Here is a 21239-nt window from a genome sequence, read left to right on the forward strand (position 1 = left end):
ATGAGCGGAGCTTTTGTCATGGGGACGGCAACCAAGCTGCCATCGTTTCTTGCAGCGCGTCCGGTCGGAGATGCCGCTGTTTGTGGAGCAGATACCCGTCGGGGCGGATGACAAGAACACCGCGTTTCATGAATAACGACTTCGCGAGCTCGTTGCCTTGATCGAAGAAGGGACGGCTCGTCTTCGATAGCGTGATGATTTGGAAGAATGCTTGATGCTCGTTCAAATACGTATAGAGAGCGCTCGCGTCTCGTTTATCATCGTCGAGCACAAGCACTTGGAACCGTCCGTCGGCGACTTCTGAAATCTTGGTACGGAGACCATCATCCGTCCGGATAATCTCGATTTCCGGAAAAATTTTGCCCTCGGTAACGCGTAAGAACGGGACGCGGGAATGTCCGGGATACGACAAGTGTAGCTGGGCAATCCGTTCTGTGATTTTTTGATTGATGAGATTGACACGCGTGAAGACGTCGGCGCCGAGCGCTTGGAACGGTAACAGGACCGGGAGCGTCGTCTGTAACACTTCGGTCGCGATGTTTGTTGTCTGAAGCACGTTGCGTGCCACATGCTCGCGCTCATCGCGATAAGACGCGACGACGCGGTAAGGGGCACCTGCCTTCAAATGAAGCCACAGCTTCCAACCGAGGTTGAACGAGTCGGCGATGCCGGTATTCATGCCTTGTCCGCCGACGGGTGAATTGATATGGGCGGCGTCTCCCATGAGGATGACGCGATTGTGAATGAACGAGTCGACCATGCGGTTATGGACCCGGAACAAGGAGAACCATTCGACCTCATCGATTTCGACATCCATGTGACTGCGCTGTTCGATCAATTCACGTAGTTCCGCCTCACTGAACGATTCGTTGCTCGCGAGATTACCGGTGATGCGAATTGTGTCGTCCGTGAGCGGAAATACTTCTAAAACACCACGGTCCGAAAAGAAGATATGGACTTCTTCGCGCGAGATATTCCATTTGGCTTTCATGTCGGCGAGCACCCACGATTCCTTGAATGATTTTCCGCTGAACGGCAGAGCGAGCATGCGTCGAATCGAGCTGTTCGCCCCGTCGGCTGCCACGACATACTTGGCCTCGATTGTCCGGTTCGAGTCCGACTGCAGATGTGCGAGCACACGGGACGGATAGTGTGTCAGTGAGACGAGCGATTCACCGCGCTGGACGTAATGCCCGTGCTCGTTCAACGCTGCTTCGAGAATCGCTTCGGTCTCGTTTTGACGGAGCAACGTCACGAACGGGTAGGGCGTGACGAGACGAGAGAACTCGAGCTTGGCCGTCCATTGCCCTGAGAAGTATAGATTTCCTTTCTCGATTGTCCGCGCCCGGCCGAGCACTTCTTTGGCGACATCGAGCCGAGAGAAGACTTCAATCGTCCGAGGTTGAATTCCGATGGCGCGTGAATTGTTCGACGGTGTCGTCTTGCGATCGATGATTTCAAATGAAATTCCATATCTGGCCAACGTCAGCGCGAGCGTGAGTCCGGTTGGGCCCGCCCCGACAATCAATACATCAACTTGTTTGTCCACCACATCTACCATCTCCTATCATTAATAATGATATTTCCGACATTTGATGCGTTTAAACGAGGAGACAATGGTGGAAGTGTAGAAACAAAGAGAATGAGGTGGATAGAATGAAACAATCGTGGATTACGGAACAACAATTACGTGACAGTTTCTCGATGGAGGAAAACTATGAACAGACAGCTGCCGTGATGATTCCTTTGACCGAGATCGAAGGGGCGTGGCACGTCATCTTTGAAGTGCGCGCCCATACGATGCGTCGCCAACCCGGAGAAATATCCTTCCCGGGCGGTCGTCTCGATCCGGGCGAGACACCGGTCGAGGCGGCTGTTCGTGAGACGGGCGAGGAACTGTTGCTCGCTGAATCGGACATTGAAGTGATTGGACGCTTGCAACCGCTCGCGACGCCGCATCGACAACTGATTTACCCGTTTGTCGGAGTGATACCGTTACTCCCAGACGTCCGGCAAACCGATGAAGTCGACCATTTGTTCTCGATCCCGGTCGAAACGTTGTTGTTGCTCGACCCGTTTCATGGCGAGATGGAATGGACGATGAATCCAGATCGAAATATTCCGTTTGACAGGATGGCGAATGCTAAAGCGTACGAAAAACGGGTAATTAAAATGAAAGAACCTTTTTACGAACATGAAGACTACATTATTTGGGGATTGACTGGAAAAATTTTGACGCAATTTATTAAACGACTTAAAGAAAACGTATTCAAACCGATATAATTTCGTTATAATGATAGAAACAAATTTAAGATTGGAAGTGACTGGTTATGACTGTAGAATTCGTAGTGGGTGATATCGTCAAATCAACTCGTGAAGGATGGGTCGCAGAAGTGACTGCCGTATTGACAAATACGGTTATTGGGGACGTTTCCATCATGGAAGAATTTCAACAGCTTGGTCTCGAATTTGAGAAACAAGTGTTATTGAAAAAAGATTTAGAATTGATCGAACGCGCCAGCTGACCTTTTAAGCGAAAGGGATGATTCAGGTGTCCATTGACAAAAAAGTTCGTGAATGGGAAGAGGCCGGTTTGCTTGATGAAGTGACCGGTCAGCGCTTGGTCGAGTACGAACATAAGAAGTTGGCGGTCGGTGACAAACGTGAGCACAAACCGCCTATTCTTGTGATAATCGGATCGATTTTGCTTGCGCTCAGTCTATTCAGTTTTGTCGCGGCCAATTGGCAAGCGATTCCTGACCTTGTGAAAGTCGCCATTTTCCTCGTGTTCATGATCGGGATGTATGTGACCGCCGAACGCCTACAAGTGAAGGCGTCTCGCTACGTCACGTTATTTCGTCTATTGGGCGTCGCCTTCTTTGTTGCCACGATGATTGTCATCTTCTCGACGTATAATCTTTCCTCGCAAATTCCGTTCTTATTCTGGCTATTCCTTGCCGTCGCCGTCATGCACATACTGATATACAAACATCCGATTTTTACGTTCTTGGCCGCACTCGCAGCCTTTTTGGCCATCACGAATAGCTTTCAAGGGATTGGTATCACATTGATCGTGTTCGGATTGGTGGTGACGTGGGTCTGGTTCCATTATGGGGACAACGAACTCGACCGCATCTTCGCCTGGTTTGGTTTCTATGGACTATTGATCGCAATCGGTCAATACGCCGACTATGAAGGTCGGTTTTGGCCGCTATGGGCACTTGCCGCGCTGCACGTCCTGTTTCTCATTTATCGGGAGCGAACCCAATGGAATTATCTTTACCTCTTCGTCGCGGCAGTCTTGTCGATCGGGTACTTGATTAATGCGACGGAAGGCTGGTTGTCGCAACGCATGCCGTCGGTCATTGAGGCGACGATTTTATCGGTCGCCCTCGTCGCTGTCTATTTGTTGCACCGACGTCCAGAATTGATATGGGTTAGCCTGCTCGCTGTCATCCCATTCGCATTGTTTGAGGATTCGGGAATTTTGCTGGCCATCCTGCTTGAAGTGGTTGCACTTGCCTATCTTGTCTATCAAGACCACAATCGTCAACCAATCGTGCTCGCTTTCATCTATTTCTTGTTCGTTCAAATGACGATTTATTTCATCTACGTTTGGGATAAACTCGATATTTCGCTCTTCTTCCTCATCGGAGCATTGATCGTCTTCGCATTGTCGCTCGCCTTATGGTGGCGCAGCCGTAGTCGTACGAGAGGGGATGCACAGACATGAAACGATTGATACCTTGGTTAGTGCCGATTGTGCAAGTGTTGATTGCCGTCGGATTTATACTGCTCGTCTATGCCGTCTCCTGGTTCGGGGACACGTATACGTTCAAAGCAAGCTCTTACGAACCGTACGACCCGTTCTTCGGTGATTTTGTGTACTTGGAATATGACTCGTTCGAAGGTAGACAAGATGTTGAAACAGGGACGGTATACGTCTCGTTCAAAACTGGGGATGACGGGTATGCGACCATTGACCGGGTTAGTTCACGGCCTTTCTTCGGGGGCACTCGAGCCAACTATTACGACCGACAAGTGTATATTGATGACATGAGTTCGTATCGGGTCGCTGAGGAAGAATCGTCTGCGATTGAAGGGGCGAAGGCGTTCGAAGTGGACGTCGACGTGGCACCATGGGGAATGGTGCGACCTCACGATTTGCGCTCGATAGATGCTGAAACAGAATGACAAACAGATTACAGATTTGTTACACATCACGTTGTAACGAATCTGTAATTTTTTTATGAGAACGCTTGGTAGAGGTAGGTTCATCGTAAATGTTACAGATTGTAACCAACCTTAAGCCCATATGTCAGGAATATTTCACTTCATCAAAATCCCTTCTCGAGGTCGCGCGGGCATGGTAAATTTACACCTGTTCGTTAGAAGACGAGAAAGGTGCTGACCTATTAATAATGCATTCCTTAAAATATATGATAACTGTCCTCATGATTGCTGCTGGGTCGTTTGCGTTTGCTGCGACAGCTGATGCCGCTCAAATCGGAATTGGGACAGAACAAAAAATTGTCCAAAACCCACTTGAATTGGAACGGAAGGCGATCGAGCAAGAACGCCAACAACAGATTGCCCGAGAAAAGAGACTTGCCGAACAAAAACGCATCGCCGAAGAAAAACGTGTCGCTGAAGCTAAACGAATCGCTGAAGAAAAACGGGTAGCCGAAGAGAAAGCCGAGCGGGAGCAGGCAGAGCGTGAAGCGTTGGCCGAAGAAAAACGTGCCGCTGCCGAGCAGGCACGACAAGAAGAAGCGAAACGCCAAGCTGTAGCTGTGAAAAAACAATCGTCGACAGCGACCGCATCGCCAGTCTCGACGACAGGACGTTCTATTCAAGCCGAATCGACGGCGTACACGAACGATGCAGCTGATAACGGCTCATACGGAGGTCGCGTCTTGACGGCGACCGGACATGATGTCACGGATTCGATTTACTATAATGGCATGCGCATCATCGCTGTCGATCCAGCCGTTATCCCACTCGGAACGGTCGTTCAAATCGAAGGTGTCGGTCAAGCGATCGCTTTAGATACCGGTGGACGCATCAAAGGAAACATCGTTGACTTGCTTGTCGATACTAAAAGTGAGGCCATCAACTGGGGCCGTCGCCACATTACAATCACACTTCCATAACACCAGGTTCTCCTTCGGGAGGACCTTTTTTTGAGTCTTCTTTCCTGATTCTGCCTGCCGGAAGTAGTGACACGTACCGAATCAGCACGTCCAATTGTTTAACAAACGTTGGAAACGGGCAAACTAATATTTGACTTTCATGAAACAGTTACGAGCCGAGGAGGGGTAGAGTTGATAGAATTTCAAAATGTATCCAAGCGCTACGAAGACGGGACGCTAGCCGTTAAAGACTTGGATTTGACAGTCCGTAAAGGAGAGATTTTTGTCTTGATCGGGCCATCGGGGTGCGGGAAGACGACGACGATGAAGATGGTGAATCGACTGATTGACCATACAGATGGAAAAATCCTCATCGACGGAAAAGAGATTTATCAATTCGATATTTATGAGTTGCGACGCAACATCGGCTATGTGCTTCAACAAATTGCCTTATTCCCTCATTTAACAGTGGAAGAAAATATTTCTGTCGTTCCTGAATTATTGAAATGGCCAAAACAAAAGACGAAAGAGCGTGTGACCGAACTCATGAAGATTGCTGGATTGGACCCGGTCCTGCGCGCGAAAAAACCAACGGAACTATCAGGCGGCCAGCAACAACGCGTCGGCGTGCTAAGGGCACTTGCAGCCGACCCGGAAGTCATTTTGATGGATGAACCGTTCTCGGCACTCGACCCGATTAGCCGTGGTCAACTTCAGGACGACATCAAACGCTTGAACGATGAGCTCGGGAAGACGATTCTATTCGTGACCCATGACATGCAAGAAGCGATGAAACTCGGAGACCGGATCGCTTTGATGCGTGACGGCGAATTGGTCGTCATCGGTACTCCGGATGAAATCAGAGCGAGCACGGACCCGTTCGTCCTCGACTTTACACAACGCGGAAGAGGTGAAGTGGATGCTTGAGACATTTCAAAATCGGCGGGGCGAACTCGTCGAAGCGCTGATTGAGCACTTACAGCTATCCGTCGTTTCACTGTTGATTGCCGTCTTAATCGCCGTTCCGCTCGGGATTTGGTTGACGCGCCGCAAGAAAGTGGCCGAGACCGCAATCGGCGTCACCGCCATTATTCAAACGATTCCTTCATTGGCGCTCCTCGGTCTCATGATTCCGCTCGTCGGAATCGGTGCCTTACCGGCAACAATCGCCCTCGTGTTATATGCGTTGCTCCCGATATTGCGAAATACGTTCACAGGGCTGAACGAAGTCGACAAATCGCTCATCGAAGCGGCCCGGGCTTGTGGGATGAAACCGAACCAAAGCTTGATGAAAGTCGAGCTCCCGCTCGCACTTCCGGTCATCATGGCCGGGATTCGAACGGCGATGGTATTAATTGTCGGAACGGCGACGCTCGCCGCCCTCGTCGGCGCAGGTGGGCTCGGGACGTTAATCCTGCTCGGAATCAACCGGAACGACAACTATTTGATTCTGCTCGGGGCAATCCCAGCCGCCATCCTTGCCTTGTTGTTCGATTTCTTACTTCGCCAAATGGAAGGCGCGACGGCAACCCGCAACAAGACGAAATTGATTGCAGTCTCGACCGTGTTGGCGCTCATCGTCGCGGCCCCGCTCGCTTTCGGTCGAACACAACAGACCGATCTCGTCATCGCCGGGAAACTTGGGCCAGAGCCTGAGATTTTAATGAACATGTATAAACTATTGATTGAAGATCAGACCGATTTGTCCGTATCTGTCCGCCCGAACTTCGGAGAGACGACGTTCGTCTGGGGTGCACTGCAATCCGGAGATGTCGACATCTATCCGGAGTTCACGGGAACGGTGCTCGCCAGTCTCGTAAAAGAGACACCGAACTCGAACGATGCCCGTGAAGTGTATGAACAGGCTCGAGACGCGCTCGCCGATGACGGCTATGCGTTGCTTGAACCGATGCAGTTCAACAACACATACGCCATCGCGATCCCACGCGACTATGCCGAGCAAGAAGACATCACCGCCATCTCGGATTTACGAAACGTTCAATCGGATATTAAGGCCGGATTCACGCTCGAGTTCACAGACCGTGAAGACGGTTACCCGGGACTGCAACAAGCGTATGGTCTCGATTTCCCGTCGGTCGTCTCGATGGAACAAAAGTTGCGCTATCGTGCCATCGCACGTGGAGACGTCAACCTCGTCGATGCGTATGCGACCGACCCGGATATCGCCGAGAACGAATTGCTTGTCCTCGAGGACGACCAACAGTTCTTCCCACCTTACCAAGGAGCTCCGTTAGTGAAACAAGAGACGCTCGATGAACATCCGGAAATCGAGGATGCCCTCAACCAATTGGGTGGTAAAATTACTGACGAAGAGATGTCTGAATTGAACCGTCGCGTCGCGTACGGGAATGAACGGGCGTACGACGTCGCGAAGGACTTCTTGGAGCAGGCTGGTCTGTTATGAGAGCATTGATTATCTCCAATCCCACGTCTGGCGGGAACGAGACGATGCTCGGTGAGGTCGTCGGGACGATTGAATCGTTATACGATGAGATTTTGATTCGGAAGACGCTCGCGCAAGGAGACGCCGGTCGCTTCGCCGAAGAGAGCGGGGCTTACGAGCACTTGATTGTCATCGGCGGGGACGGGACGCTTCATGAGGTCGTCAATGGCTTGATGAAGCTTCCGCGAGATGAACGGCCGACAATCGGTCTGATTCCGGCCGGCACGTGTAATGATTTCGCCCGTGCCCTTGCGCTACCGGTCGAACCAATCGAGGCGGCCCGTTTGTTCAAGATGAGTTACGCACAATCGGTCGATGTGATGCGAGTCAACGAACGGTACGGGCTCAACTTCATCGGGGTCGGCCTGATCGCGGACGCGTCGAGACAAATCGATCCGCTCCAAAAAGAATCACTCGGGTCGATTGGTTACTTTTTAGCGACGATCCGGCAGTTTCGTGAACTCGATCCGTTCGATGTTCGCATCGAACACGGTGGGGAAGTCGTCCACGATGGACCAGTCAGCTTCCTATATGTAGGGAACGGGGCTTATCTCGGGACGGTACCGACGAAACTCCCGACCCAGTCGTTCACGGACGGACTCGTCGAGGTCGTCCATAGTTCCGCCATCGGCTTCCCGATGATTCGTCAATTGTTGACCCAACAGCTCGGACTCGAACAGTCGTCTCCGGAATGGGTGCATCTACAGATGTCTCAACTGACCGTCCATTTAAATGAATCTCAAATCATCGACGTCGATGGGGAGCACTTCGAGGCGGAACGGCTGGACGTCGATGTCCTGCCAAGAGAGTTGTCATTTCTCGTCCCGTCACACTAAAAATCGATAAAAATTGCTGACAGAGAAAAGAATTCAGACTTTTCTCTGTTTTTAGTTGTTCTCATTTCTGAACCGTGTTAGTATTTCACTATTATTATGAAAAAAGATATGAAAACAGGAAGTAGGGATGGTAATGGCGCAAAATTCGTTCGCCTCAAAAATTGGATTCATCTTAGCGGCCGCAGGGTCTGCGATTGGTCTCGGTGCAATCTGGAAATTTCCGTATGTCACCGGCACAAGTGGAGGCGGCGCCTTTTTGCTCATGTTTTTAGCGTTCACGCTCTTACTCGGGTTACCGTTATTGATTGGTGAATTCATCGTCGGACGCTCGACACAAAAGACGGCACTGCTCGCCTTTAAAAAATTAGGGCACAGTCGTTGGACATTCGTCGGTTACCTGGGCGTCATCGCATGTTTCTTATTGCTCTCATTCTACAGTGTCATAGGTGGTTGGGTCTTGATATACATCGGGCTCGGACTGAGCGGGACGTTGAACGGACGTTCGCCTGATGAGTTCGGTGCCGTGTTCGGAGATGTCGTCTCGTCACCAGGCATCGCCGTGTTCGGTCAGTTCTTGTTCTTATTGATTACGCTCTTGATTGTCTTAAAAGGTGTCGAGGCTGGCATCGAGCGCATGAGCAAGATTTTAATGCCGCTCTTGTTCGTCAGTTTCATCGTGCTCGTCATCCGTTCGTTGACGCTTGACGGAGCGATGGAAGGGGTTCGCTTCTTCTTGCAACCTGACTTCTCTGCCTTGACCGGTGAATCGGTTTTGTTCGCCCTCGGTCAAGCGTTCTTCTCGCTATCGCTCGGTGTCGCGGCCATGTTGACGTACGCGTCGTACATTCAGACGAAAGGGACGCTCAATCGTTCAGCGAACATGATCGTTCTATTGAATATCGCTGTCTCGCTATTGGCAGGACTTGCGATTTTCCCGGCCGTCTTTGCTTCGGGTCTTGACCCAGCAGAAGGACCAGCACTGCTCTTCGTCGTCTTACCAGCGGTGTTCAACCAAGTACCGCTCGGAGGATTCTTTATGGTGTTGTTCTTCCTCTTGTTCACGTTTGCCTCGATTACATCGTCGATTGCGATGCTCGAAGTCGTCGTCGCCGGTGTGACAGACAAGTTGAACGAGAAGAAACACACAATCTCGAAGCGCAACGTTACCCTGTTGTCAGCGGCTATCGTCTTCGCAGTCGGAATTCCATCTGCGCTTTCATTTGGTGTCATGAGCGAGATGCAGTTCTTGGGCGGTCGTACGTTCTTTGATTCGATGGATTACATCGTCAGTTACATCTTGATGCCGGTCGGTGCACTCTTGACATCGATTTTCGTCGGATATGTCGTCGATCAACGCATTCTGAAAGAAGAGATTCAAACGTCAGACATCGGTGTAAAGTTGTACCCGATTTGGCACTTCTTGATCCGTTACGTCATTCCGGTGACGGTCGCCGTTGTCATGGTGACGACGTGGGTCAGATTATAACGTTTGCAACCTCCTGATTCGTCGAATCAGGAGGTTTTTGTACTACCATTTTTCGTTCTTGCGACCGAGGGAGTGAACGGGAGCGTTATGCTAAGCTTAGAAAGATGACGAAACTTTTTTTGAAGGGTCACGTAAGGTACAATAGAAGTATCATGAGACGAGGTGAAACGGATGAAAACATGGATGAAATGGGCCCTGACTGGGGCGATCCTATATTTTGCCATAAGCGTTTTTGATTTCTCTTGGTTGTTTATCATCGTCGGGGCGCTCGTATTGAACGAAGTGTGGTCGAACAATAAACGGCGGAAGCGGGCACCCGCGCCTGTTGCCAAACGGGCCAAGAAGAAACTATTGCTCGATGAAGACGAACCGTTCGTCGGTTCGCGCATTCTGAAACCACTCGAAGAAGCGGCGCCGGTGCGTCAATTCGAAGCGACAGATGATTTGGAGCTGCAATTTCTGCAGCGGACGATTGAACAAGGCTATGAAAAGTTACAACAAATCGACCGCGTCTTGCCTGAAATTAAAGACATCGAGGTGCGGCGTGAGATGAAGGCGGTCTCGAAAGAAGCACACGAACTGTTCGCTGAGCTGTTCGAGAACCCTCAAGATGCGAAGCACGTGCGTGACTTGTTCACGTTCTACTTGGACTCGCTCGTGTCAGTCGTATTGAAATTTAAAGAACTAGAAGGAAAACGCGTCGTCATTCAAGAAGAGACACGTGAACAGTTGATAACCAATATGCGGCTTATCGTCGACAAGTTCAAACAACAGCGCAGTCGTCTCCTCGAAGATGACGCGGTCGATTTTGAACGAGAGTTGATCATGATGGAGAGAGTATTGGCCGATCAACCAGAAGGGAGAAAAAAGCATGACTTCATCGAATGAAACGAACTGGCAGTCATGGCCAGAAGAAGAACTCACTTCCCAAACGAAAACGAAGACGGAAACCGACGCAATCTCAGACCCGTCCGTTGACTGGTCATCAATGACCGATAAACATGAGGTGCCGGCGATTCAAGTAAATGCTGACGTCCCACAAGCGCACCGGGAACGGATCACGCGCATCGCGGAGTCAATCGATATTAAAAAGACAGATTCCGTCATGCTATTCGGTTCGAACGTACAACGTGAACTATCACAATTCTCGGACCAAATCTTGACCGAGGTCCGGATGAAAGATGGCGGAGACGCCGGCAAGCTATTGTCCGACTTGATGCAGAACGTGCGCAAGATGGACCCGGACATGTTGCAACCGGAGAAGAAGAGCTTCATGGACAACCTTCCGCTCATCGGCCGGGCCAAGAAGAAAGCCGAGAACTATAAGTTGCAGTTTGAAAAAATGAGCGTCTATTTAGAAGAGGTCATCCATAATCTAGACCGGGCCAAATTCGGCTTGATGAAAGATATCACGATGCTCGATCAAATGTACGATAAGAACAAACGCTACTTCGAAGAACTCAACGTCTATATCGCCGCCGGCGAGACGAAACTCGACCACGTGCGGAGCTATGAGATTGCCCCGCTTCGTCAAGAAGTCGAGATGTCGAAAGACCAGGTCAAACTGCAACAGTTGAACGATATGATTCAACTCGCGGACCGGTTCGAGAAAAAGTTGCATGATTTGAAACTGAGCCGGACGATCAGCCTGCAGATGGCCCCACAAATCCGGGTCATCCAGCAGAACAACCAGATTCTAGCCGAAAAAATCGAGTCGGCAGTCGTCAATACGATTCCGCTCTGGAAAAACCAAGTCGTGCTCGCGCTCAGCTTGACGCGTCAAAAGACGGCGCTCCGGATGCAGCAAGACGTGACGAAGACGACGAACACGTTGCTCGAGCAGAACTCGAAGATGTTGAAAGATTCGTCAATCGAGATTGCCACAGAGAACGAGAAAGGCATCGTCTCGGTCGAGTCGCTCAAAGTGGCGCACGAGAACTTGCTCTCGACGCTCGATGAGACGCTCCGGATTCAACAAGAGGGACGTCAGAAGCGTCGTGAGGCGGAACGTGAACTCGATCGGATGGAGCACGAGTTGAAAGAAAAAGTCATCGAGATTGCTTCGAAAAACAAAGAGTTGCCAAAAGAGACTGGATATTGAACGGGGAAAGTCTGAGCATTCAGACTTTCCTTTTCTTCGAGGAGGATCAACAATGGATAAACAACACCTATGGGACGAGACGTGGTTACAGTTTGCCGATATGATGGCGGTACGTCATTCGAAGTGTGCCTCTAAAAGTGTCGCTTGCGTCATCGTCAAAGATGAGAAGCCGATTTCGATTGGCTTGAACGGCACGCCGCCGGGGCATACGAACTGTAATGAAATCTTCTTAAAGCGGGATGACGGATTTTATAAGCGTGCTGAGTATGTATCCGCGAATGCGGTCGACTTGCTCGAAACGCCGGTCTCGTTCATTCATGACGGTGTGACCTATATCAAATGCTCGGACCCGTACGATCATCACAATTGGTCGAAACAGCATGAGATTCATGCTGAAATCAACGCGATCGGAAAGCTCGCCGCCGATTCGACGAACGCATTCGGGGCGACGGCTTATGTGACCCATTCGCCGTGCCACGCCTGCTCGCTCGCCTTGATTGCCTCCCGCGTCGCTCGTGTCGTCTATGCGGTCGGTTATGAACATGGCGACGGTCTCGATTTAATGCGCGAGAGCGGAATTGACGTGGTACATATGCCACTTGAAAAAAGTTTTAAAAACACATTGTAAACGTTTACATTCGGTGTTATATTATTAATGTACTGCCAATGGTGTTTTACTCTTCCATTATTTGTCTCTCCTCGGAGGGACCTTTTTTTATGTTCACAACTAGGTGAGACAAAAATTCCACAAAATGTTCAACATTTCACAAACTTTTAGTGTGTTCCTCTCTTATAATGAAAGTAGATTAACGAGAGGGGAAATGTTACATGGAAAAACAAGTTCGTTTCACTGATGGTGCCTATGATGTGGAAGCGTTGATCACACTCGAAGAGGTGTGGGAAGATAAGTTCGCGATTGGAACGCATAAAGAGTTGGCGGTCAAAGCACTAAAGATTAATGGCAACGATATTTCAGAAATGAAGCACGTCCGCGCGCTACTCCGTTACTATCCGACGCTCGGTGTATCAGGTATCTTGCTCGCGCTCGATGATGCGGCAGCCGAAATCGTTCGTATGTCGGGCGACAAGGATCCTGCACTTCAGTTCGTCGAACTCGTGGCGTTACAGATGGACGAGGCGTCTACGGAGGAATTAAAAGGTTTATACGCTGAAATGGCGGTCTAAATAACAAAGGATGACAACTCCGTCATCCTTTTTTCATTTTTAGGTTGCATTGCCGAATCAGTATGGTATTATTGTCAATAGATGAAGAAATGGAACGCCATATCGTTATCGACAACCAAAAATGGGGATCTAGATAGCTAGATCGCTGTGAAAAAGCCACGTTCATAGGAACGTGGCTTTTTTTTGTATTGTTTCGAACCCAGCGCCCACGTCTTTGGCGATATGGGCGTCCGATCCGAGCACGAACGGGATTCCGAGTCTGGACGCCTCAGATGCGACGTCGATGGCATACGGCTGTCCGCATTCAGGCTTGCGCAGTCCGGCCGTATTGAGGTCGAGACCGAAACCGCGAGCGGCCATCGTCTGGAGCAGGCGCGACTGTTCGGCCAGGACGTTTGAGCGGTCCCATACATACTTGGTCTGATATTTGATTGGTAAATCGATATGCCCGATGCGGTCCACTTTCAGGCGTTCCCAAGGGAATGCGAGGCCGGCAGCGAGCGCCGAATAGTATTGTTTCATCACAGCCTCGAACGAACCGACACGTTCGACGAGGATATGAAACGTCTCGAGCGAGAAGTCGACAGGCAGGAGCTCACCGTCGACGAGTAGAAAGTGTTGAGACAAGATCGTTTCATCTAATACGTCGGCAAAGGGCTCGAGCAACGCCAACGTCTCAGCCTCATAGCCGGGCAAGTAGTCGATCTCTAAGCCGAGGCGAAGATCGAGTTCGGGATACTTCCGTTTTAACGACTGCACGGCCTCGATATAATCCGGAAGCAACTCAAACGCCATCGCCGAGTCTTTGTCTGGCGTCGGATCTTGAAACCGGGCCGGGAGCGGAGCGTGTTCGGTGAACGTGAGCGTCTTGATACCACGGGCTAACGCCTGCTCGACGTACGCCTGGAGCGGGTCTGTCGAGCCATGTGGGCAAAATGGGGTGTGAAGGTGACCATCACGGGTAAAGTCAATCATCAAGCGACATTCCTTTCGAGTTCGCCGGTTGACAGCACCGGCTTGGTTTGATAAATTTAACACAATACTTTAGTTTGGTAAAGTGATAATAAGATAAAGGGTGATATCGATGATTTGGTTCAATACAAAAGGATCCATCCCGGAAGGATGGCACGAATTGCAAGGGGAGGACGTTCTGCGTCCGAAGCAGTGGATGTTATCATTTCTCGAACGAGCCGAATCGAACGGCTACAGCGTGATCGAACCGCCACTCGTAGAATATTATTCGCACTATCAAGACTTGGCCTTGTTCGATGAGTCGGCCTATTATCGTCTGTTCGGAAATGACGGAGAGTTGCTCGTCATGCGTCCAGACTATACGTTACAAATCGCACGGAAACTCGCGGACGGTCATGAGCCGATGCGTGTCGCATATGCCGGTGCCGTCTACCGGCGTACCCCGAAGCATTCGGGACAGCCGCATGAACGTCAACAGCTCGGTCTCGAATGGATTGACGGGGACGCTCCTGATATGGAGTTGATTGCCTCGTTCCTCAGTATGACCGAGCGTGTCCTGCCACAAGACGGACTCCGGATTCAAGTCGGATCAGCAGCCTTGGTCGCCGCCGTGGCCGACGAAGCCGGTATCCCTGAGCGGACGCTCCGCCAATATTTGGCGCTTCGCAATTTGGAGTCACTCCGGGAACTCGCCGATACGTATCAATACCCGTTAATCGCGAAATTACCGTTCTTGATTGGCGACTCGGCACTTGGTGAGTTACGTGAAGTCGCCGAGCCGGGCTTGACGGCAGCAATCGATGAAGTCGAGCGGGCGGTCGAACATTTACGGTCCATCGGTTTGAACGTATCATACGACTTCGGACAGACCGGTGATTTTGATTATTATTCAGGATTGACGGTGACAGGCAGCATCGACGGACGACGCGTCCTCTCGGGTGGTCGTTATGATTCATTATACGGACATTTCGGCCAATCTCGTCGGGCGTTCGGACTGTCTCTTGATTTAGAACAGTTAGGTGAGGTGATTTTATGAAAGTAGCCATCGCAAAAGGACGCATTGAAAAAGCGGCCCGAGACTATTTCGAACAAGTCGGACTTACCGTTTGGCCTGAAAAGCGCGGCCGCGAACTGACGGTCGAAGTCGACGGGCATGAGTTCATCTTCGTCAAAGGGGATGACGTCTACAAATATGTCATGCACGGCGCCGCTGATGTCGGCGTCGTCGGAGGAGACATCTTGCGAGAGAAAACGCCGGGCGTCCTTGAAGTCGTCGACTTGCCGTTCGGCCGTTGCCGCATGGCGGTCTGCGGACCGAAAGAACGGAAGAATGGAACGAAAAAATTGAAAGTCGCGAGCAAATATCCGAATATCGCCATCTCTCACTTCGCCTCGAAACGACAGAACGTCGAAGTGATTGCATTGAACGGATCGGTCGAACTCGCACCGCTTACAGGACTCGCCGATTGCATCGTCGATATCGTCGAGACGGGGGCGACGCTCCGCGCGAACGACCTTGAAGAATACGAGACGATTTTCACGGTGAACGCCAAGTTCATCACGAGTGAGGCGGCACTCGCCAACAATCCTGATGAATTGAAGGCGTGGATTCGTCGCTTGAGCAAGGAGGATGCCCAATGAGTACAGAAACGAACCGGACGCGGCGGGAAAGCTGGGCGGAAGCGGTCAAGCCGATCCTCGAGGCCGTGGAGTCGAACGGAGACGAGGCGCTCCTCGCGTTCACGAAAAAATTTGACGGCGTCGACAAAATCGAGACGGTCGATTTGACGACGTTTACGCCACCTGAAGCATATGCTGAACTGACCGAAGCGTTGACGCTCGCGGCTGAACGCATTCGCACGTTTCACGAACGCCAGCGACGTCAAGATGACGTGTACGAAGACGGCATGTTCCGGCTTGGGCGCCGTTTCATGGCGCTCGATTCGGTCGGTGTGTATGTACCAGGCGGGACGGCCGTCTATCCGTCGAGCGTGTTGATGAACATCATTCCGGCGAAAGTGGCCGGCGTGAAGCGAGTCGTCATGGTGACGCCGCCGAAACAAGACGGCATCGATTTGTCGTTATTGATTGCGGCAAAAATCGCAGGGGCGGATGAGTGTTATCTCGTCGGCGGGGCGCAAGCCGTGGCCGCCTTGGCGTTCGGCACCGAGACGATTCAACCGGTCGATAAAATCGTCGGGCCTGGGAATGCCTATGTCGCGACGGCAAAATCGCTCGTCTCCCACATCGTCGGCATCGATTCGGTCGCTGGACCGTCCGAGGTGCTTATCATCGCCGACGAGACGGCCAATCCGAAATGGGTCGCCGCCGATTTGCTCGCCCAAGCCGAACACGATGTCGAAGCGACGGCACTTGCGCTCGTCACGACTGACGAATTGGCCGAAGCGATTCGACAAGAATTAGACCGACAATTGGCTGAATTACCACGGCGTGACATTGCGATAGAGGCGATGAAGCGCGGGGGTGTCCTCGTGAAGACGAAGGCTGAAGCGATTCGTTATGCGAACGAGATGGCGGCTGAACATGTCCAACTCGCCGTCATCGACCCGGAAGATTACATGCAAGCCATCCGTCACGGCGGATCGTTCTTCCTCGGTCATGAAGCGGCGGAGGCGTTTGGGGATTACATCGCTGGACCGAACCACGTCCTGCCGACGAGCGGGACGGCCCGTTTCTCGAGCGGCCTCTCGGTCGATGATTTTTACCGACGCCAGACGTTCCTGCAAATGACAGAACTCGATGAGCGCATCACGCGTGCCGCGATTCGAATCGCGCAACAAGAACAACTTGACGGCCACGCCCGGGCGATGGCGGTCCGATTGGAGGACGTATGAGACTGAACTATGAGACGATTCCACGCTACGTCCCGCATGCGGTCAAAGGGCACGCGTTGAATCAAAACGAAAGCCAATATGTCTTCCCAGAGCGCTTGAAGACGGCTATCCGAGAGCTTCCGCTCGACTTGAGCCATTATCCGGTCGACGAGTTGACGGCGCTTAAACAAAGCTATGCGACGTATGCCGGTGTGAGCCCGCAGCAACTCATGGTCGGCAGTGGCAGCGATGAATTGCTCGCGATTCTCTGTCAAGCCATTCTCGATGCCGACGACGTCGTCGCCGCACCGATTCCAGACTTTTCGATGTATGGCATTTACACGCATATCGCCCGTGGGAATTTCGTGCAGCCGGATGCGGATGGATTGTCGTTCAAGGCGCTCATGCAAACGATTGAGGCGGAACGGCCGAAACTTGTTCTCATATCGAACCCGAACAATCCAACCGGCAAGATGTGGTCGCTCGATGATCTCGAGACGATTGCCAGCCAAGTCCCGTATTTGGTCGTCGACGAAGCGTATATCGATTTCACGATGGAAGATTCATTCAAAGACCGCCTAGCGGACCACGCGAACGTCATCATTCTCCGGACGTTATCGAAAGCGTTCGGACTCGCGAATCTGCGCATCGGCTTCATGATCGCCGATGAGCGCTTAATCGAGAAGATTGATCGGTTCCGCTCTCCGTTCAATGTGAGTGGGCTGAGTGCGGCCGTGGCGACGGTCGTGTTGAACGACTCCGCTTATATCGATGAGTCGATCAGTTTCCATCAAACGCAGCGACAAAAGCTTGAGACGTTGCTCGCACCGATTGGGAACGTCTTACCGAGCCGTGCAAATTTCCTATACGTCGAGACACCGGACAGCGAAGCTTGGGCAGCCCGCTTCCTTGAAAAAGATGTACATGTTCGCGCGTTCGCAGATGGGATTCGTGTCAGTGCCGGAACGGACGAGGCATACCGCTTGCTTCAACAAACGATAGAAGAGGTGACTTCACTTGAGAACAGCTGAGACGAAACGAGAGACAAAAGAGACGAACATCGAGCTCAAGCTTGATTTGAACGGGACGGGGCAAAGTGACGTGAAGACAGGCGTCGGCTTCTTTGACCACATGCTGACACTGTTCGCGTTCCACAGCCAAATCGATTTGACGGTCCATGTCGAAGGAGATACGTGGGTCGACGCTCATCATACGGTCGAAGACGTCGGAATCGCCCTTGGGCAGATGATCAATCAAGCGCTCGGCGACAAAATCGGTATTCGCCGCTACGGCACGAGTTATTTGCCGATGGACGAGACGCTCGCGCGTGCCGTCGTCGACGTGTCGGGCCGTCCGTTCCTCGTCTACCGGGCCGATATTAAAAATCCGAAACTCGGGGACTTTGACACCGAGCTCGCCGAAGAGTTTTTCCGGGCCGTGGCGATGAACGCCCGCTTGACGCTTCATCTTGAGGTGCTCTACGGGTCGAACTCGCACCATATGATTGAAGGGCTGTTCAAAGCGTTCGGTCGCGCCCTCGCTGAAGCGATCGGGCAAGACGGATCGAATCGACTGCCTTCGACGAAAGGACTGATCGAAGGATGAAGGTCGCGGTCATCGATTATGGAATGGGCAACGTGTTCAATGTCGAACGGGCGCTCCAAGCTATCGGCTGTTACGTCACCATCACGAACGATCCCTTAGACTTCGAGGCGGCAGACGCTATCTTGCTGCCGGGCGTCGGTGCGTTCCCGCAGGCGATGCAATCGCTGAACGAGACGGGACTGATTCCGCTATTGAAACGATCGGCACAAGAAAAACCGTTCCTTGGCATTTGCCTTGGCATGCAGCTCTTATTCGAGTCGAGCACGGAAGGGGTGCCGACAGAAGGACTCGGTTTGATTGAAGGGCGCGTCGAGCGGATGCGGGCGAAACGTCTGCCACACGTCGGATGGAACTCGATTTTGCGAGACGAGGACGTCTATTTCGTTCACTCGTATCATGTCGTGACCGACCCGGTCCATGTGATTGCTTCTGCCGACTATATGGGGGAAGACGTGCCAGCCATCGTGCAAAAAGGGCTCGTCACGGGGATGCAATTCCACCCGGAGAAGAGCGGCGCGTTTGGACTCAGTTTATTGAAAGAATGGAAGGAGGCGGTCGAACGTGAGATTACTACCGGCCATTGATTTGATTGACGGAAAAATCGTCCGCTTGACAGAAGGCGATTTCAATACAGAAGAACAGTACGGAGACCCGTATGAGAAATTGAAAGAGTGGCAAGGGCGCGTCCCGATGCTCCACTTGATTGATCTCGAAGGGGCGAAAGCTGGCGAACCGAGACATCTCGATGTCGTCCGCTTTGCCAAAACGTGCGGTTTCTTCGTTCAGACCGGCGGGGGCATCCGTTCCGAGGAAGCGCTCGACGCAGTCATGGCGACCGGTGCGGACCGGGTCTTGCTCGGGACAAAAGCATTCACAGACCCGGATTTCTTGGACCGGGCGCTCGCGAAGTACGGGGATCGTGTCGCCGTCGCCCTCGATGCCTATGATGGCATCGTCGCCGTCAACGGCTGGCAAGAAGCGACCGACTTAAAAGATATCGATGCCGCGAAAGGCCTCGTTGACCGTGGTGTCAAAACGATTCTCTATACGGACATCGGGTCGGACGGAAAGTTGAACGGACCGAATCTCGAGCGGATGAAGGCGCTGCGTGAGGCTGTTTCGGTCACGCTCATCGCTTCGGGCGGTGTGACGACCGAGGCTGATGTCGAAGCACTTCAAGCGGCCGGCATCGACGAAGCGGTCGTCGGGAAGGCATTACTCTCCGGACAAGTCAGCCTCGATGACTTGATCGAGTGGGAGGCGCGCCATGCTTAAACGTCGCATCATTCCGTGTCTTGATGTGAAAGACGGTCGTGTCGTCAAAGGAATCGAGTTCGTGGCACTCCGGGATATCGGCGACCCGGTCGAGATTGCTAAGTATTATGACGCATCCGGTGCGGATGAGCTCGTGTTTCTAGATATCACTGCGAGTACGGAACGCCGCCAGACGATGCTTGACGTCGTCAGTGCCGTCGCCCGGAAAGTGTTCATTCCGCTCACGGTTGGTGGCGGTATTCGGTCGCTTGAGGATATTTCCTCGCTCTTAAAAGCCGGGGCCGATAAAGTGTCGCTCAACACGCTCGCCGTCGAATCACCCGATTTGATTAAACGAGCGGCCGAGCGGTTCGGGTCACAATGTATCGTCATCGCCATCGACGTCAAGTTCGAAGACGACGATTACTTCGTCTATACGTATGGCGGGAAGAACCGGACCGAGTTGCGGGCCGTCGATTGGGCAAAGCAAGTGGCTGCACTTGGGGCGGGTGAACTGCTCGTCACGTCGATGAATCAGGACGGAAAGCAGAGCGGCTACGATTTGCGAATCCTTGATTTGCTCCGGGACGCCGTCGATATCCCAATTATCGCCTCTGGCGGTGCCGGGAACGCAAATCATGTCGTCGACGCGCTCGAGAAGGTCGATGCGGCGCTACTCGCCTCGATTTTGCATGACCGGAAAACGACAGTGGAAGAGGTGAAACACGTATGCAGCGAGCACAACTTGCCGATGCGGTTCGTTACGACGCAAACGGATTGATTCCAGCCATCATCGTGTCGACAGAGGACGACGCCGTCCTCATGTTAGGCTACATGAACGAGGAGGCGATTCAGAAGACGCTCGAGACGAACACGGTCACGTTCTGGTCACGTTCGAAAGGGCGACTCTGGATGAAAGGGGAGTCGAGCGGAAATACGCTCGAGCTCGAAAGCATCCACGTCGATTGTGATCAAGACGCACTCTTGGTCCGGGTCCGTGCCAATGGGCCGACGTGTCATACGGGAAATCGAAGCTGCTTTTTCACGGAGGTGGAAGGATGATTCACGAATTAGAGAAGTTGATTCAAGAACGACAGGCGTCACCGAAAGAAGGGTCGTATACGTCTTATCTATTCGACCAAGGTGTCGACAAGATTGCCAAGAAGTTTGGGGAAGAGTCGTTCGAGGTCGTCATCGCAGCGCTGAACGATGAAGATTTGGTCGAAGAGTCGGCTGATCTCTTGTACCACTTGCTCGTCTTGCTCGCCGCCAAAGGCGTGTCATTACAAGACGTCGAGGCGCTCCTCGCCAAACGGCACGGGACGACGACTCCGGCGAAACCGCGCCGAGACGTCACGGACTGGTAACAC

22 protein-coding genes and 2 pseudogenes are annotated in these 21239 nt (G+C 52.1%); 22 read left to right on the forward strand and 2 right to left on the reverse strand.

The features are described from left to right. Positions 1 to 16: 16 nt before the first annotated feature. Positions 17 to 1549, reverse strand: a complete 1533-nt coding sequence (locus tag KNP71_RS02230) for an FAD-dependent monooxygenase (protein ID WP_035385749.1) — start codon at positions 1547 to 1549, stop codon at positions 17 to 19. Between the two features lie 107 nt (positions 1550 to 1656). Here KNP71_RS02230 and KNP71_RS02235 point away from each other — a divergent pair, with 107 nt between their 5' ends. From KNP71_RS02235 to KNP71_RS02295, 13 genes and pseudogenes are all read left to right on the forward strand, one after another. Then, positions 1657 to 2283, forward strand: a complete 627-nt coding sequence (locus KNP71_RS02235) for an NUDIX hydrolase (RefSeq protein ID WP_029595638.1) — start codon at positions 1657 to 1659, stop codon at positions 2281 to 2283. A 47-nt stretch (positions 2284 to 2330) separates the two neighbouring features. After that, on the forward strand, positions 2331 to 2525 hold the full coding sequence (locus KNP71_RS02240) for a DUF2187 family protein (protein WP_029595637.1): 195 nt from the start codon (positions 2331 to 2333) through the stop codon (positions 2523 to 2525). Positions 2526 to 2542: 17 nt separating this feature from the next. Next, positions 2543 to 3733: a DUF2157 domain-containing protein gene (locus tag KNP71_RS02245; RefSeq protein WP_214829890.1), complete on the forward strand. Its 1191-nt coding sequence runs from the start codon at positions 2543 to 2545 to the stop codon at positions 3731 to 3733. Beyond that, complete coding sequence (locus KNP71_RS02250; protein ID WP_029595635.1) at positions 3730 to 4194, forward strand: GDYXXLXY domain-containing protein; 465 nt, start codon at positions 3730 to 3732, stop codon at positions 4192 to 4194. Before KNP71_RS02245 ends, KNP71_RS02250 begins: the two co-directional genes overlap by 4 nt. Before the next feature lie 260 nt (positions 4195 to 4454). Next, a complete protein-coding gene (locus tag KNP71_RS02255; protein WP_241764589.1) occupies positions 4455 to 5153 on the forward strand; it encodes a 3D domain-containing protein in 699 nt (232 codons plus the stop codon). A gap of 171 nt (positions 5154 to 5324) precedes the next feature. Beyond that, a pseudogene (locus KNP71_RS02260) lies at positions 5325 to 6041 on the forward strand (ABC transporter ATP-binding protein); the annotation flags it as partial. A 10-nt stretch (positions 6042 to 6051) separates the two neighbouring features. Then, positions 6052 to 7557, forward strand: coding sequence for an ABC transporter permease/substrate-binding protein (locus KNP71_RS02265; protein WP_021067248.1), 1506 nt, complete (start codon positions 6052 to 6054; stop codon positions 7555 to 7557). Next, on the forward strand, positions 7554 to 8432 hold the full coding sequence (locus KNP71_RS02270; RefSeq protein WP_029595632.1) for a diacylglycerol/lipid kinase family protein: 879 nt from the start codon (positions 7554 to 7556) through the stop codon (positions 8430 to 8432). The genes KNP71_RS02265 and KNP71_RS02270 overlap by 4 nt, the downstream gene beginning before the upstream one ends. Before the next feature lie 133 nt (positions 8433 to 8565). Beyond that, positions 8566 to 9918, forward strand: a complete 1353-nt coding sequence (locus KNP71_RS02275) for a sodium-dependent transporter (RefSeq protein ID WP_029595631.1) — start codon at positions 8566 to 8568, stop codon at positions 9916 to 9918. A gap of 171 nt (positions 9919 to 10089) precedes the next feature. Next, positions 10090 to 10806 carry a 5-bromo-4-chloroindolyl phosphate hydrolysis family protein gene (locus KNP71_RS02280; protein ID WP_029595630.1) on the forward strand — a complete coding sequence of 239 codons (717 nt, stop codon included), beginning with the start codon at positions 10090 to 10092 and terminating at the stop codon, positions 10804 to 10806. Beyond that, positions 10790 to 12019 carry a toxic anion resistance protein gene (locus tag KNP71_RS02285; protein WP_029595629.1) on the forward strand — a complete coding sequence of 410 codons (1230 nt, stop codon included), beginning with the start codon at positions 10790 to 10792 and terminating at the stop codon, positions 12017 to 12019. Before KNP71_RS02280 ends, KNP71_RS02285 begins: the two co-directional genes overlap by 17 nt. Before the next feature lie 52 nt (positions 12020 to 12071). Further along, positions 12072 to 12647 (forward strand): deoxycytidylate deaminase, encoded by a 576-nt coding sequence (locus KNP71_RS02290; RefSeq protein ID WP_029595628.1) that lies wholly within the window; start codon positions 12072 to 12074, stop codon positions 12645 to 12647. A 200-nt stretch (positions 12648 to 12847) separates the two neighbouring features. Continuing rightward, entirely contained in the window at positions 12848 to 13204 is a 357-nt protein-coding gene (locus tag KNP71_RS02295; protein WP_029595627.1) for a hypothetical protein, read from the forward strand. Between the two features lie 162 nt (positions 13205 to 13366). Here KNP71_RS02295 and hisJ read toward each other — a convergent pair whose 3' ends face one another. After that, positions 13367 to 14179 carry a histidinol-phosphatase HisJ gene (hisJ, locus tag KNP71_RS02300; RefSeq protein ID WP_029595626.1) on the reverse strand — a complete coding sequence of 271 codons (813 nt, stop codon included), beginning with the start codon at positions 14177 to 14179 and terminating at the stop codon, positions 13367 to 13369. Positions 14180 to 14288: 109 nt separating this feature from the next. Between hisJ and KNP71_RS02305 the strand changes: the two genes are divergently transcribed. The 9 genes and pseudogenes from KNP71_RS02305 to hisIE all read left to right on the forward strand — a co-directional run bounded on the left by KNP71_RS02305 (position 14289) and on the right by hisIE (position 21236). Continuing rightward, complete coding sequence (locus KNP71_RS02305) at positions 14289 to 15212, forward strand: ATP phosphoribosyltransferase regulatory subunit (RefSeq protein ID WP_021067256.1); 924 nt, start codon at positions 14289 to 14291, stop codon at positions 15210 to 15212. Then, positions 15209 to 15817, forward strand: a complete 609-nt coding sequence (hisG, locus tag KNP71_RS02310) for an ATP phosphoribosyltransferase (protein ID WP_021067257.1) — start codon at positions 15209 to 15211, stop codon at positions 15815 to 15817. Before KNP71_RS02305 ends, hisG begins: the two co-directional genes overlap by 4 nt. After that, a complete protein-coding gene (gene hisD, locus KNP71_RS02315) occupies positions 15814 to 17031 on the forward strand; it encodes a histidinol dehydrogenase (protein ID WP_029595625.1) in 1218 nt (405 codons plus the stop codon). Before hisG ends, hisD begins: the two co-directional genes overlap by 4 nt. Then, positions 17028 to 18041: a pyridoxal phosphate-dependent aminotransferase gene (locus KNP71_RS02320; RefSeq protein WP_029595624.1), complete on the forward strand. Its 1014-nt coding sequence runs from the start codon at positions 17028 to 17030 to the stop codon at positions 18039 to 18041. Before hisD ends, KNP71_RS02320 begins: the two co-directional genes overlap by 4 nt. Beyond that, entirely contained in the window at positions 18028 to 18615 is a 588-nt protein-coding gene (hisB, locus tag KNP71_RS02325) for an imidazoleglycerol-phosphate dehydratase HisB (RefSeq protein ID WP_029595623.1), read from the forward strand. Before KNP71_RS02320 ends, hisB begins: the two co-directional genes overlap by 14 nt. Continuing rightward, on the forward strand, positions 18612 to 19199 hold the full coding sequence (gene hisH, locus KNP71_RS02330; RefSeq protein WP_214829892.1) for an imidazole glycerol phosphate synthase subunit HisH: 588 nt from the start codon (positions 18612 to 18614) through the stop codon (positions 19197 to 19199). Before hisB ends, hisH begins: the two co-directional genes overlap by 4 nt. Then, complete coding sequence (gene hisA, locus KNP71_RS02335) at positions 19177 to 19890, forward strand: 1-(5-phosphoribosyl)-5-[(5-phosphoribosylamino)methylideneamino]imidazole-4-carboxamide isomerase (RefSeq protein ID WP_021067262.1); 714 nt, start codon at positions 19177 to 19179, stop codon at positions 19888 to 19890. Before hisH ends, hisA begins: the two co-directional genes overlap by 23 nt. Beyond that, on the forward strand, positions 19883 to 20650 hold the full coding sequence (hisF, locus tag KNP71_RS02340; RefSeq protein WP_021067263.1) for an imidazole glycerol phosphate synthase subunit HisF: 768 nt from the start codon (positions 19883 to 19885) through the stop codon (positions 20648 to 20650). Before hisA ends, hisF begins: the two co-directional genes overlap by 8 nt. After that, positions 20599 to 21236 (forward strand): annotated as a pseudogene (hisIE, locus tag KNP71_RS16100) (bifunctional phosphoribosyl-AMP cyclohydrolase/phosphoribosyl-ATP diphosphatase HisIE). Before hisF ends, hisIE begins: the two are co-directional and overlap by 52 nt. The last annotated feature ends 3 nt before the right edge of the window (positions 21237 to 21239 follow it).

The organism is Exiguobacterium sp. s56 (assembly GCF_018618255.1).
Lineage (GTDB): Bacteria > Bacillota > Bacilli > Exiguobacteriales > Exiguobacteriaceae > Exiguobacterium > Exiguobacterium chiriqhucha.